The 13,921-nt window shown below is 42.6% G+C and carries 15 protein-coding genes; 7 read left to right on the top strand and 8 right to left on the bottom strand.

Going from position 1 to position 13,921, the window contains the following annotated elements; translation table 11 throughout:
- Nucleotides 1–187: 187 nt before the first annotated feature.
- The 7 genes from HMPREF9448_RS03100 to yihA form a co-directional block, all read right to left on the bottom strand.
- Nucleotides 188–1,363 carry an OmpA family protein gene (locus HMPREF9448_RS03100; protein WP_008861133.1) on the bottom strand — a complete coding sequence of 392 codons (1,176 nt, stop codon included), beginning with the start codon at nt 1,361–1,363 and terminating at the stop codon, nt 188–190.
- 209 nt (nt 1,364–1,572) lie between these two features.
- Nucleotides 1,573–3,606 (bottom strand): transketolase family protein, encoded by a 2,034-nt coding sequence (locus HMPREF9448_RS03105; RefSeq protein WP_040295838.1) that lies wholly within the window; start codon nt 3,604–3,606, stop codon nt 1,573–1,575.
- 133 nt (nt 3,607–3,739) lie between these two features.
- Complete coding sequence (locus HMPREF9448_RS03110) at nt 3,740–5,026, bottom strand: MFS transporter (protein ID WP_008861135.1); 1,287 nt, start codon at nt 5,024–5,026, stop codon at nt 3,740–3,742.
- Between the two features lie 183 nt (nt 5,027–5,209).
- The gene (locus HMPREF9448_RS03115) at nt 5,210–5,890 is read right to left on the bottom strand and encodes a YggS family pyridoxal phosphate-dependent enzyme (RefSeq protein WP_008861136.1); all 681 of its coding nucleotides are present in this window, start codon (nt 5,888–5,890) and stop codon (nt 5,210–5,212) included.
- The gene (locus HMPREF9448_RS03120; protein ID WP_040295839.1) at nt 5,887–6,351 is read right to left on the bottom strand and encodes a DUF4494 domain-containing protein; all 465 of its coding nucleotides are present in this window, start codon (nt 6,349–6,351) and stop codon (nt 5,887–5,889) included. Before HMPREF9448_RS03120 ends, HMPREF9448_RS03115 begins: the two co-directional genes overlap by 4 nt.
- A gap of 43 nt (nt 6,352–6,394) precedes the next feature.
- Complete coding sequence (locus tag HMPREF9448_RS03125) at nt 6,395–6,865, bottom strand: nucleoside deaminase (RefSeq protein WP_157260322.1); 471 nt, start codon at nt 6,863–6,865, stop codon at nt 6,395–6,397.
- Between the two features lie 228 nt (nt 6,866–7,093).
- Nucleotides 7,094–7,699 (bottom strand): ribosome biogenesis GTP-binding protein YihA/YsxC, encoded by a 606-nt coding sequence (yihA, locus tag HMPREF9448_RS03130; RefSeq protein WP_008861139.1) that lies wholly within the window; start codon nt 7,697–7,699, stop codon nt 7,094–7,096.
- Nucleotides 7,700–7,941: 242 nt separating this feature from the next.
- Between yihA and recR the strand changes: the two genes are divergently transcribed.
- The 3 genes from recR to HMPREF9448_RS03145 are packed head-to-tail and all read left to right on the top strand — an operon-like array spanning nt 7,942 to nt 10,320.
- Nucleotides 7,942–8,565 carry a recombination mediator RecR gene (gene recR, locus HMPREF9448_RS03135; RefSeq protein WP_008861140.1) on the top strand — a complete coding sequence of 208 codons (624 nt, stop codon included), beginning with the start codon at nt 7,942–7,944 and terminating at the stop codon, nt 8,563–8,565.
- Between the two features lie 58 nt (nt 8,566–8,623).
- Entirely contained in the window at nt 8,624–9,796 is a 1,173-nt protein-coding gene (locus tag HMPREF9448_RS03140; RefSeq protein WP_040295840.1) for a glycosyltransferase family 2 protein, read from the top strand.
- Complete coding sequence (locus tag HMPREF9448_RS03145; protein WP_008861142.1) at nt 9,793–10,320, top strand: GNAT family N-acetyltransferase; 528 nt, start codon at nt 9,793–9,795, stop codon at nt 10,318–10,320. Before HMPREF9448_RS03140 ends, HMPREF9448_RS03145 begins: the two co-directional genes overlap by 4 nt.
- A gap of 22 nt (nt 10,321–10,342) precedes the next feature.
- Here the strand turns inward: HMPREF9448_RS03145 and HMPREF9448_RS03150 are convergent, their stop codons facing one another.
- Nucleotides 10,343–10,930 carry a YqgE/AlgH family protein gene (locus HMPREF9448_RS03150; RefSeq protein WP_008861143.1) on the bottom strand — a complete coding sequence of 196 codons (588 nt, stop codon included), beginning with the start codon at nt 10,928–10,930 and terminating at the stop codon, nt 10,343–10,345.
- A gap of 234 nt (nt 10,931–11,164) precedes the next feature.
- On the opposite strand from HMPREF9448_RS03150, the gene HMPREF9448_RS03155 reads away from it, so the two are divergent.
- The 4 genes from HMPREF9448_RS03155 (at nt 11,165) to HMPREF9448_RS03170 (ending at nt 13,904) form a co-directional block, all read left to right on the top strand.
- Nucleotides 11,165–12,085 carry a cation diffusion facilitator family transporter gene (locus HMPREF9448_RS03155; protein WP_008861144.1) on the top strand — a complete coding sequence of 307 codons (921 nt, stop codon included), beginning with the start codon at nt 11,165–11,167 and terminating at the stop codon, nt 12,083–12,085.
- A 442-nt stretch (nt 12,086–12,527) separates the two neighbouring features.
- On the top strand, nt 12,528–12,941 hold the full coding sequence (locus HMPREF9448_RS03160) for a hypothetical protein (protein ID WP_008861145.1): 414 nt from the start codon (nt 12,528–12,530) through the stop codon (nt 12,939–12,941).
- Nucleotides 12,942–12,959: 18 nt separating this feature from the next.
- Nucleotides 12,960–13,217: a hypothetical protein gene (locus HMPREF9448_RS03165; RefSeq protein ID WP_008861146.1), complete on the top strand. Its 258-nt coding sequence runs from the start codon at nt 12,960–12,962 to the stop codon at nt 13,215–13,217.
- A 12-nt stretch (nt 13,218–13,229) separates the two neighbouring features.
- Entirely contained in the window at nt 13,230–13,904 is a 675-nt protein-coding gene (locus HMPREF9448_RS03170; protein WP_008861147.1) for a hypothetical protein, read from the top strand.
- The last annotated feature ends 17 nt before the right edge of the window (nt 13,905–13,921 follow it).

Genomic DNA, 13,921 nt, shown 5'->3' on the forward strand with positions numbered 1-13,921 from the left:
TTTGCAATTTATAATATGATAGTGTTTATTACTTTTTATTTTAACATTATTTCAAAGAAGTATCTTCCCCACTTATAAGCTCCTATAATAAACAAACACAATAATATTTCATTAGAAATACCTATATAACACAAGAGAGATTACCGAACCTCGATAATCTCTCTTAATTTATTTATTCGTTTAGTTATCACTTCGCAGGAGAAATCGTTGCTGCACGATCGAGAATATAAGAACCGAAACGATCGAGTTTCGCATCGCTGGTCTTTTGTTCCAACTGATCGGGGCTAACGCCATAAGATACTAAGGCATCATAGACTCTTTCGGCACGAGCTTTGCGCAACTTAGCATTGAAGGCTGCCGTACCTGTTTCGCTATCGGCATAACCGGTAATCACATACTTCGTATCCTTGTTAGCTTTAATAGCCTTTGCAACAGCTTTCAACACGACTCTGTCTTTCCCTTGCAGTTCCGAACTATTTATATTATAATAAACGGTAACCACAGGAGCTTGTTCCTCAACGATCTTTTCTGCCGGACGATTCTTACATTCGGCCAATTGTTGTTCGAGGTCTGCTATTTTTCGATTGGCATCACGCAATTGAGCGACAAGAGCATCTCCTTCCGCATCGCTGTATTTGCCCACAACCGGAGCTACAACAGGCACAACCGGAGCATTCCAACCACGACCCTTGAACTTATAGGTTACACCCACCAAAGCAGAAAGAGTCTTAGCATGATTCCCTTCTCCGGCAACAGTCGCTTCAAACACATCGAAACGGAGATCCAAATTGATAGCCCAAGCATCGCTTAAACGGAAACGGTTTAACAAACCGCCTCTCATACCCATATTGACACAATCGGCAATATCTCCATCACCGGAAACCGCAACAGGAATTCCCATACCGACATATAAAATAGGAGAATAAACGCGCTCGCGATATCCACAGAACAAACTTGCCAAATCGCCCATCACATCAAGAGCCGGCGTTATTAAAGCATACGATTGTTTGTAATAAGTATTGTCGAGCATCTCGCCACTCATGCCATTACCCCATAAAGCAGCTCCTTTCATTCCATAATAATCAGCGCCCAAACGCAACCCGATAACAGGAGAAAACCATTTCTCGACATTAAGACCAAACACAGGAGCAATACGCTTACCAAAATCGGCATGGCTATCAAATCTCCCTAAACTAAAATCAACCCCGCCTTCAAGTGAAATCATCCAATTGTCTTTAAACTTATTCAAGACAATTTCTTTGGAAGGTTCTGTCTTAGCCTCCTCTTGGGAAGCTGCTGCAACCATTGCCGGCATTGCTGCAAAAGCACCTGTAAGCAAAATTGCAGATACAGTCTTCTTCATACTACTATTATTTTTAATTAATATATGTTTAACATTCGATCGACCAGCATATAAAAGATATGAAAATCAATCATTTTATAGACCCAATTGAATTTGGGGATAAAGATAATTGATTTATTTTATTCGACAAACAAATTTTATTTAAATTTACAACAAAGTCGTTCTTCTATAAAAAAGAAAAACGACTTTGCTTAAATTTCTCTAAATACTTATTTCTCTACAAATTCAATAATTTCCCGAGCGATATTATCCGAGGTAAATCCCAATTTTTCATCAAGAACCTTATATGGCGCAGAATAACCGAAATGGTCCAATCCATACACTTTGCCCTCACTGCCCACCAACGGGAACAGAGTCGAAGGCAAACCGGCCGTCAACCCAAACACCGGCAACCCGGGAGGTATTACCACGTTTCTATACGATAAAGGCTGCTCCAAAAATAGACCTATCGAAGGAGCCGAGACGATCTGTACCCGTACCCCCTTATCATGCAATATATTTACAGCGCCGACTAAGGTAGAGACCTCCGATCCATTGGCTACCAATACAACATCGGGAGTCTCGTCTTTCATCAATATATAAGCGCCTTTCTCTGCTTGTAATGCATCGTTATAACGACTGTCCGAAGCCGACGGTAAATCGGGGACATCTTGACGGGAAAGAATCAATGCCGTCGGTGTATCCTTATTCTCCATAGCCAATTTCCAAGAAACAAGAGTTTCGGCGCTATCGGCCGGCCTCAGAACCAACACACTATTTTTGCCGCTATGATTCTTCAACTGCTCCATTAACCGTATTTGAGCTTCTTGCTCTACCGGCTCGTGAGTAGGTCCATCTTCTCCCACCCTGAAAGCATCATGCGTCCAAACATATTTCACGGGCAATTCCATCAAAGCCGCCATACGAACTGCCGGTTTCATATAGTCAGAGAAAACAAAGAATGTTCCACAAGCAGTCTGCATTCCTCCATGCAACAATATACCGTTCATAATCGCCGCCATAGTCAATTCAGCGACCCCAGCATGTAAAAATGCTCCGTGGAAATCACCCTTCGCAAAAGCTCCTGTCTTCTTCAAAAAAGCCTCTGTCTTATCCGAATTTGCCAAATCGGCCGAAGAAACGACCATATTTTTCACCCGTTCCGCCAAATAAGCCAAAACGTTTGCCGAAGCAGTCCGAGTAGCGACATTCGGTTTATACTCTATCGATGAGAAGTCGAGTGCAGGAAGTTTCCCAGCATAAAAATCGTGCAACTCTCTGGCCAATTCGGGATTTTCTTTCTCCCACGCAGCTTGCGCCGATTTACGTTCTGCGACAATCGCTTTCAATTCCTCTGCTCGACGAGCATACAGACCGGCAGTTTCAGGGAATATCACAAACGGATTTTCCACATTTCCGCCTAAATTCTCAATGGTCTTTTCATAAGATGCACCCGACTTACTCAAAGGCTGTCCATGCGTAGAATATTTCCCTTCGAATTTCTCTCCCGTAACCGTTACACACCCACGTCCCATAATGGTTTTCCCTATAATCAGAGTCGGACGTTCTGTCTCACGGTTAGCCAGCGCCAATGCATCACGAATAGCTACCGGATCGGTTCCATCTATTTCCACGACATTCCAATTCCACGACCTATACTTCGCAGCAGTATCTTCATCGGTCACCGCATCTGTATCAGTCGAAAGTTGTACGTCGTTACTATCATAGAACATAATCAAATTATGCAATCCCAAGAATCCGGCCAAACGACCTGCACCCTGAGAAATCTCCTCTTGAATACCTCCATCGGAAATAAACGCATAAATTTTATGACTACACCATTCGCCGAAACGAGCAGCCATAAAACGCTCGGCGATAGCAGCGCCGACAGCCATCGTATGTCCCTGACCCAAAGGTCCCGAAGTATTCTCAATACCATGCATTACATCGACTTCGGGGTGGCCGGGAGTTATACTGCCCCATTGACGAAACGACTTCAAATCGTCCATCGTATAAAACCCCGACATAGCCAATACACTATAAAGCATCGGGGACATGTGCCCGGGATCTAAAAAGAAACGATCACGATTTATCCATTTCGGATCCGCCGGATCGTACACTAAAAACTCGGAATATAACACATTGATAAAATCAGCTCCCCCCATAGCACCTCCGGGGTGACCCGATTTGGCTTTTTCAACCATCGCCGCCGTCAATACTCTGATATTGTCGGCCGATTTGTTTAATAAGTTCGTATCGTTCATGGGAATTTTTTTACAAAAATAATACAATTCATGAGTATACAAACACAAAAACCGCCAAAAGTTCACAAAAAGACAAAGAGAGTGAAGAAGCATCTTCACTCTCTTTACTAAATCTTATCTATTAAATAAATAGTTATGCCTCATAATCGTCGGTCGGAATATCTGTATTAACATTCTTACTACCTATGGCAGCATAGAATAAAATATAAGCCAATCCCAACGCAATTACCCAATAGCTATTCAAGAATCCGGCGAAATCGGCTACACCTCCTTGAATCAAAGGCAATATACCGCCACCGCAAACCATAACCATAAACAGACCAGAAGCTGCTGCTGTATATTTGCCTAACCCCTCTACTGCAAGGTTGAAAATACCGCCCCACATCACAGAAGTACAAAGTCCGCAAAGGATTAACAACATCACGTTTACAGGAACTTGGGCAAAGCCGAATGAAATATCGGACTTAAATACCGGCATATTTACCAAAATATTATCAGCACAGAATATCGCACCCAATACCAATGCGATACCCACTGTCGATACAACCGTCAACATCGCGCGACTGGACACCTTCGCTCCGATAGAGGCCCCGCACAAACGACCGATCATCATCAAGAACCAATATGTCCCTACAACCGATCCGGCAATCGTTGGATCGATGTTTATCTCAGGTGAAGTCATAAACAAATTGGCAAAATTAGGAATGCCGACTTCAACACCTACATATATAAAGATAGCAACAGTTCCCAACACAAAATGGCGGAAAGAAAGTGCGCTATGTTTACTCTTTTCCTTCTTGGCAGAAGTTTTTACGATATGAGGTTCTGGAATATTTACAAAATATAAAACGACAAATGCCAAAGCAAAAATACCCATTGCCAAGAATAAGGCAGGGTCGGCATTGGAAATTTTAGCCTGAGCCAAATCACCGATCAAATAACCTACCAACACCGGTACAATAGTCGCACTAATCGAGTTGAACGAGCCACCTAATTGAATCAATTGATTTCCTTTGTTTCCACCGCCGGCAAGAGTATTCAACATAGGATTCACTACCGTATTCAACATACACATGGAAAAACCGGAAATGAAAGCGCCCACCAAATACACGGCGAAACTTTCGGCGATACCCGACAAGAAAGTGATACCTACACCGATAAACCCGACGGTTACGGCAAGAAGCGCGGTCTTCTTATAACCAATGCGCTGCAACAGCATACCGGCCGGAATTCCCATAAAGGCATAAGCGATAAAGTTAGCCGCATTTCCCAACTGCGACATAAAGTTACTGGCTCCGAACTGACTTTTAACAATGACTCCCATCGGATTCTGAAGCCCTGTCACAAACGAAATCATGGCGAACAATGCAAACATCACTATAATGGGAAGTGCATAGTTCTTTTTCTGCTCTGTACTCATTTTATAAGATTTTAATTAATGAATTTATGTGTGTTTTATTTCTTTTACAATAGATATTTTACCCTTTGCACATCAAAAAATACAAAATTGAGAGCAAAAGTAATGTTAATTATCCATCAACAGATACGATAGCAGCATGTTTTTGAGCATAAAAACTTTCAAAACTCACATTCAGATTGTCATTCAAAAACATGAATAAACACGTTCCCCGAATATAGACGTTCCTATACGCACCAACGTACTGCCATGTCGTAAAGCCAACGGATAATCATGTGACATTCCCATCGATAATTCACAAAATGCCGAAGAGTCGACCGCGCTCGAACCTTTCACCTCATCGAACAATTTTTTCAAAGCACCGAATTCTCGCTCTATACAATCCTCATCATCTGTCTGGGTGGCCATACCCATCAATCCACATATCCTTACATGAGGATATTTCTCCGAGGAACCGCCTTGTAACAATTCCCGGCAAGAATCAGGCGTAAAGCCATATTTACTATCCTCTTGCGCCACGTGGATTTCAAGAAGGCAATCGACTACTCGATCGCATTTGGCCGCCTCGCTTTCTATAACCGAAAGGAGCTTTTCGCTATCCACGCTATGAATAAGAGAAACGAACGGGACAATATATTTCACTTTATTGGTTTGCAAATGACCTATAAAATGCCATTCTATATCCTTAGGCAAAACCTCATATTTTTCAACAAGTTCCTGTACTCGGCTCTCCCCGAAAATACGCTGTCCCGCCTCATAAGCCTCCATTATGGTTTCGGCCGTATGAAATTTCGAGACCGCCACCAACCGAGTTCCAGCAGGTAACTCTTGACGAATTCGCTCTATATGTCGGGCTATATCACTCATTCTTGCGGACGATCTTCTTCTTTTGTTTTTCTTTCGGGATCAAACGGATAAACGTCCATCAACGGAGTTTCTGTAATAGAAACAATCACCCAGTCGGCCATTGTTCCTTTCATGCCTTCCACCAAGTTTTTCAATGCCGTTTCAAAATCTGCGGCCTGCACAAGCATATACGATGCCGTACGCTTTTCCATACCGCTTTTCTCGTCGAGAGTGATAAAATTGAGCTTACATTTATACCACCGATCACCTGTTTCATCGAAAAAAAGCTCGCTGAAATTAGCGCGCTTTACCGCCGAAACAGAAAATTCCCCCGAGATAAACGGAGATACCTCCTCAATAATACGAGCTTCCGCTTCGGTAAACGATAAAGCATCCACCAAATAGGGCTCTGTCACTTTTTTTTGCATGCCGTTTTCCAGCATCTTATCGTACTTAACTCTGCACTCAAACCAATTAGCCATATTTTTGCATTCAAAAAAGAAGGTGCTCCTGCACCCTCGGTTGTTAATATTCTATTTTATCACTCTTGTTTTCCCATTTTTCAAAAGCCTTGATAGCTTCATCGCGCATCATCGGGACTACATTCAAATGGCGTTTTTCCAAAGGTAAAGCCAATTCGTCGTAAATAAACGAGTCATCGAATCCTATCTCCTTGGCATCCGCCTTCGTATTTCCGTAATACACTTTGTCGAGATGCGCCCAATAAATGGCTCCCAAACACATGGGACAAGGCTCGCAAGAAGTATAGATCTCGCATCCGCTCAAATCGAATGTTCCCAATACCCGGGCTGCTTCACGAATCGCATTTACTTCTGCATGCGCCGTAGGATCGACCGACGCAGTCACACGATTTACCCCCCGCGCTATGATTTTTCCATCTTTCACAATCACCGCACCGAACGGACCTCCGTCGTGATCTATATTATCGAGAGACAACTTTATAGCCTCCCTCATAAATGATTCTTTTTCACACATACGTCAAGAACAATTCACATTAATTTATAAAGTCTTCAATGAGAGCAAGTAAAAAGGGCTGCACATCTCCGCTTATAACTATGCCTATTTCTCTCTTTCACTACAAAAAGACGACATGAATAAAACGAATTTATTCGATTGCACTGTATATTGTCTATTTTGCATTACTTGCAAAGTTACAAAACAGATTCAACGAAAAAAATATACTTAAAAAAGTATGTCCCTATTTTAAGCTTCTTTCAAACTTTTATTCACGCGATCGATATAATCGAGCAACTCTTCACGTCCCCGTCTTTTTTCCGACGATGTAGCGAAAATAGGAGGCAATTCTTCCCAAGATTCATGCAGCACCTGTTTGTAATACTCTATATGCTCTTTCAGTACTACGGGACCAATCTTATCCGTTTTTGTAAATACAATAGCAAAAGGCACGCTGTTTTCACCCAACCATTCCATGAATTCGAGGTCTATCTTTTGAGGTTTGTGCCGACAATCGAGCAGGACAAAAAGACAAGTCATTTCCTTGCGATAAAGCACATACCCCTCTATCATTTCCCGCAATGCCTCTCGACTCTCTTTGCCTCGGCGGGCATATCCATAACCCGGCAAATCGACCAAGTACCAACTATCATCGACCAAAAAATGATTGATAAGCATTGTCTTCCCCGGAGTAGAAGAGGTCATCGCCAACCCTTTCTTACAAGTCAACATATTTATCAACGACGACTTTCCCACATTGGAACGTCCGATAAAAGCATATTCGGGTAATCCGTGCGATGGGCAGTCCTTCACATGGCTGCTGCTAATCACAAACCGGGCGTTTTTTATTTCCATATATTATATTCAAATTTTGACAATCCATGCAAAAATACTCATTTTTCCCGATTTGACGACAACGCTGTTTTTTCTCTGTCTCAAAATATGACATACAGAACAATAACTAACAGATATTTCCTATATTTGTAGATACGAATATAGGATGCGGTTCGGAATAGTCAAGCAGGAAATAAGATTTCGGTTTGCCTCTGCACTCACCTTTTACTATATTTGCAAACTCGTGAAAAGGAACAACCCTTATGGACCAACAATATTCTTCTATTCTTCTCGAAAATGCGGTAAACGAATTTGCCAAACTACCCGGTATCGGTAGGAAAACGGCTTTACGTTTGGTTCTGCATTTGTTAAGACAAGAAGAGGGCGAAGCCGAAAAGTTCGGTAATACCATTATTAAGTTATGTAAAGAAATCAAACGTTGCCACATTTGCCATAACATATCCGACTCGGATACCTGTACCATCTGTGGCGACCCTTCGCGCGATGCCTCCACGTTATGCGTTGTCGAAAATGTGAAAGAGGTGATGGTAGTCGAGAACACTCGCCAATTCCACGGGCTTTATCACGTATTGGGGGGGGTCATCTCCCCGATGGACGGCATAGGTCCGGCCGACCTCGAAATCGAAAGTTTGGTAGACCGAGTCGCCTCCGGTGGAATAAAAGAGGTAATACTCGCACTCAGCGCCACGATGGAAGGCGACACGACCAATTTCTACATATTCAGGAAGTTGGCTCCGTTCGATGTTAAAATCACCATCATCGCCAGAGGAGTATCCATAGGCGGAGAGCTGGAATACACCGACGAAATCACATTGGGGCGTTCCATTCTCAACCGCACGTTATTCAGCGAAAGTTTCAAAGGATAATATTATACTATTTTCATTAGACTGCCGTTATACATTATAATATTAGAGATTCTGTCTTGTGGTAAAAATCAGTGTCGTTATTGTCAATTACCGTGTAAAATACTTTTTGGAGCAATCGCTTCGGTCGGTACGGGCTGCATTAAAGGCATACCCGATGGAAGTCGAGATCTTTGTCGTGGACAACCACTCGCAAGACGACTCGCTCGATTACCTCATACCCCGGTTTCCCGAAGTCCGATTCATCGCCAATACCGAAAACGTAGGATTCGCACGAGCCAATAACCAAGCCATCGAACAATCTACCGGGAAATATGTTCTGTTGCTTAACCCCGACACTGTAATAGCCGAAAATACGTTATACGAAGTTTTCCAATTTATGGAAGCTCACCCCGAAGCCGGAGGAACCGGGGTAAAAATGCTCGATGGTGACGGACGGTTTTTACCGGAATCCAAAAGAGGATTCCCCACTCCGTGGGTATCGTTCTGCAAGATTTTCGGGCTCTCGGCATTATTTCCCCATTCCCGCATTTTCGGTCGTTATCACATGAAATATCTCTCTCCCGACGAATGCCACCCCATAGACATTCTTTCGGGTGCATTCATGTTCATGAGACGTGAAACACTGGACAAAAGCGGGCTACTCGACGAAAGTTTTTTCATGTACGGCGAAGACATCGATCTCTCCTATCGGCTCGTCCTTGCAGGATACACCAATTATTTCCTGCCGACTCCTATTATACATTACAAAGGAGAGAGCACGAAGAAAGGAAGCCTGCGATACGTCCGTGTCTTTTATGAAGCTATGCTCATTTTTTTCAAAAAGCATTACCCGCATTACAGCAAAGGGTACTACCTCGCCGTAAAATTCTCTATATTCTTCCGAGCCTCGTTAGCCGCTGCTTACCGAGTCGTCTCCTTTCCGTTTCATAAGCATGGAAAAACCGATAAGAAAGAGAAAGGAAAATGGTATATTCTCTCCCGCACCCCGCAAACCATAGCCCGATTGATTCCGGGTATAAAACACTACACGCCTATATGGTCAGCCGATGAAATTCCATCGTCATCTGAACGACAAGACAACCGACACATCATATTAGATTCGGGACTACTTTCCTATCGGGAAATCATAGAAACCATACAATCAAAAAGCGACGTCCGTAACCATTTCCTCATCTATACTCCCGACTCAGAAATCATCATTTCACCCCAACAAACCTATACGAAACCATGAACTACCTCACCGGCAAACAAATAGAACTGCGAGCGGTAGAACCCGAAGACCTCGATGCTCTTTACCGCTGGGAAAATGATTCGTCTCTGTGGATATACGGAAGTACCGTATCGCCCTTCTCACGTTATCTGTTGAAACAATACATCGAAAACTATACTGCCGACATCGCTCGGGACAAACAATTAAGACTCATAATCATGCGAAAAGAGAGTCGCCAAGTTATCGGTGCGATAGACTGTTTCGACTACGATATCACAAACCGTAAAGCAGCGATAGGTCTCCTCATCGATCCCGATCACAAACGACAAGGATTCGGACGAGATGCCCTCGAAACATTCATTGAATATGCTTTCCGTTTTTTACACCTGCATCAATTATATGTACATATTCCCGTTTGTAACACAGCCAGCATAGCGCTTTTCAGGACATGCGGATTTCACGAAAGCACACGCTTAAAAGACTGGATACGGTTGCCTCAGGGATATGCCGATGCTCTGATATTTCAAAAATTCAATCGGGAATAAGTGCCTAATTCATCAGAGGCTTCTAATTGAGCGAAGGCTCCTGCGGGGAATTTAACCACAACTTATATCCGTCGCCCATACCCTTTACTATCTCTCTCCAAAAAGCATCACCTTCGGCCGCAAGACAATCGCCCGGCGAAGACATAGTCGTCACAGCCCACGACTCCTGTTTTAATTCCCCGTCGAGTTGCCCGGCCGACCAACCGCTATACCCGATCAAAAACTTCACATGTTTTTGCACCGTAGAGTCGCTTTTCAAAAAATCGAGCAGCATATCGAAATCCCCATTAGCGAACAAGCCCGTCGAAACCTCCACTGCACCGGGCAATGACGCTATATCGTGCAAGAAAAACAAATGATCCGTTCCTACCGGCCCTCCACAAAAAACCGGAATGGAAGGTATATCGTTCTCTCCCTCTAACAATTCACTCAGAACATATCTCGTAGGGCTATTCAACACAAACCCCACCGCACCCTTCTCCGAATATTCGGCCAAACAAATAACAGCTCGGCGGAAACACCCTTCGTCCAAAAATGGCTCCGCCACCAACAACGCGCCCCGGTGAGGCGGCATCACCCGCCTGCGTATATGAAACGATTCGACGTGCATACAGATACGATTAAATCTCTATCAAATATAAAAATTCAATCCCGTAGTTCAAAACAAATCGTAAAGTTTCACCGACAAAAAACGCTCTTACAATCATTTCTTTTCGCATGGTCTCGAACTGTTACGACAGTAAACAGGCTAAGTAGAACCGTTATAAATTAAACGATAACACAGAACAAACGATACGAAATAGCCACGAAACGCCTTACATTTGTACAGCAACATTACACTATTATGGACGGAAAAGACGACATCTCGAATGTAATCCGGGAGAAAAAAGCCGCACGGGTCACTTGGGTGGGATTTTTTACCAATCTCATCTTGTCTACCGCAAAAATCATAGCCGGCATATGGGGGCGAAGTAGTGCCATGATTGCAGACGGCATACACTCCTTATCCGATTTTATCACAGATTTCATCGTTATCATCTTCATTAAAATCTCATCGAAAAACGAAGACAGTGACCACCCTTACGGACATGGCAAATTCGAAACCTTTGCCACCATGCTCATCAGCTTTGCACTCTTCGTCGTCGCCATTGGAATATTTTATTCGGGAAGCATCAAAATATACGAAGTCCTCAACGGGGAAATTATCGAACGGCCCACCTATTTGGCACTCGCTATGGCGGCTGTTTCCATCATCGTAAAAGAGGGCTTATACTGGTACACGATCACAATCGGGCGCAACATCGACAGTCCGGCTGTCATTGCCAACGGCTGGCATCACCGTTCCGACGCTTTCTCCTCGATAGGAACCCTCATAGGCATATCGGGAGCTATGTTTCTGGGTGAACGCTGGCGTGTGCTCGATCCCATAACCTCTCTCGTCGTAGGAATATTTATCTTTGGAGTCGCTTATAAGCTCGCCCGCCCCAGCATACAAGAACTTCTCGAAATGTCCCTCCCCGAAGAAGTGGAACAAAATATTGCCGAGAAAATACAGCAGACACCCGGAGTCATCGCATTCCACCACCTGCGCACGCGTAAAAACGGAAACACATTCATCATCGACATGCACATCAAAGTCGACCCCGATTCGTCTATCGTCAAAGCGCACGACATCGCCACACAAGTGGAAGAATCGCTCAAAACCACTTTCGGGAAAAGGACGCAGGTCAATATCCACATCGAACCGTATCTGCAAAAAAATTAAGCGATACAGATACTATTTTATCATTTTTTTCTATTTTTGTATTTGAACAGTCGTTAATAAACTGTTTTTGAAATCATTCAATCAAGTATAAACCCTAAAAGAAGAAAGGAGAAAACAAATAAAAAAACACGAACGAAACAATGGGATTTGTGTACGACAGTATAGAATCCTCATAAATGCAATTAACCCGATGTATAAACACCCGGATAAGCGTTTCCCGTTCGGACACTTAAAATAAAATCGAGCTTTCAGCTCTTGTTCTCTTTACGTTGAATACCGCCAAACATTCATTCCACGAGAACAAGCAGATCGAAAGTTCACGCTTCAAAGGCGTGAGCTGTTCTGTGCTTGTTGTGGAATATGGTCACTTGGCGGTAACCAAACGTAAAGCAAGCGAAGAATGGTTACACGCCTTTTCCATATTTAAACCAATCGAAAAAAAATGAAAAGAATTATCCCAATATTGACTACATTGTTAGCCCTCTTGATATGCTCGGCTTGTACCAATGCTGATGAACCCGATACACAAAAAGCCGACACAGAAACAAAAGATAACTATTACGTGAGATATGAAATATCAAATGGCAGTGCTTTTTCTGTTAGAGGAAACGTTGCAACCGAAAAAGGGAATTTAGATTTCTCTGGAAAATTCAACGAAACATTTGGTCCAGTTCCAAAAGGGTTCCGAGCATATGCATATGCACGTTTTTATCATGAAGGCCGTGGAGGAAGTACAAATTATAATATTCGCATATATGTAAGCAAGAACACAGAGCCTTTTGTTTTAAAAAGTCAAAAATCCGGTACATTCCCCGATGGAGGGAGCGACGAAGCCTCCTATACAATAGATTTCTAACCATTTAACTATATAATTATGAAAAAGACAACCCTTTTATTCATTTTGTTCTTAACAGGGCTGATGGCTTGTTCTACACCCGTAACACCCGAAGACAAGCCGAAACAACAAAACAATGCTGCCCCGGCATTCCAATTATTCCCCACCACCAATATGTGGACTTTTATCAAATTGGATACCCGAAACGGTCGCATGTGGCAAGTACAATGGGCTATCGATGTCGACCAACGGCTTGTTATTCCTATAAATCCAACTCAAAATTCTACTAATCTTTAAAACAATATAATCATGAAAAATTTACTGACCGTTGTGATGCTGTTTGTTTTTTCAACAGCATTATATGCACAAAAAGACGTAACCAAATTTCTCGGAATTCCCGTCGATGGCGCTAAAACTGCAATGATACAAAAACTTAAAGCCAAAGGATTCCAATACAACAGTTCCGGCGATTACCTGACCGGTGAATTTAACGGTAGAAATGTTTTGTTGAAAGTTGTAACCAATAACAACAAAGTATATCGAATAGCAGTTACAGATGCTAAAAATTCAAATGAAACCGACATTAAGATAAGATTCAATACCCTTTGCCGACAATTCAAAAACAACAAAAAATATGTATCATTCGATGATTACACATTATCAGAAGATGAAAAAATATCCTATGAAATGACTGTAAACAACAAACGGTATGAGGCTGTTTATTATCAACAACCGGAAATCACAGACAGCATAGCTTTTGCAAACGAAGTACAATCGACTCTCCTATCGAAATATACCGAAGAACAATTGGCCAATCCCTCGGAGGAAATGAAACAAGAAGTTTTAGAAGCCACATTTTCATACATGATGGATTTATATTCAAAAAAGGCGGTTTGGTTTATGATTAACGAGCAATTCGGGGAATATTACATTACTATATATTATGACAATGAATACAATCACGCCGATGGAGAAGATTTATAATTATAAACCCAATAAAA

Origin of the sequence: Barnesiella intestinihominis YIT 11860, assembly GCF_000296465.1 — a bacterium.
GTDB classification, from domain to species: domain Bacteria; phylum Bacteroidota; class Bacteroidia; order Bacteroidales; family Barnesiellaceae; genus Barnesiella; species Barnesiella intestinihominis.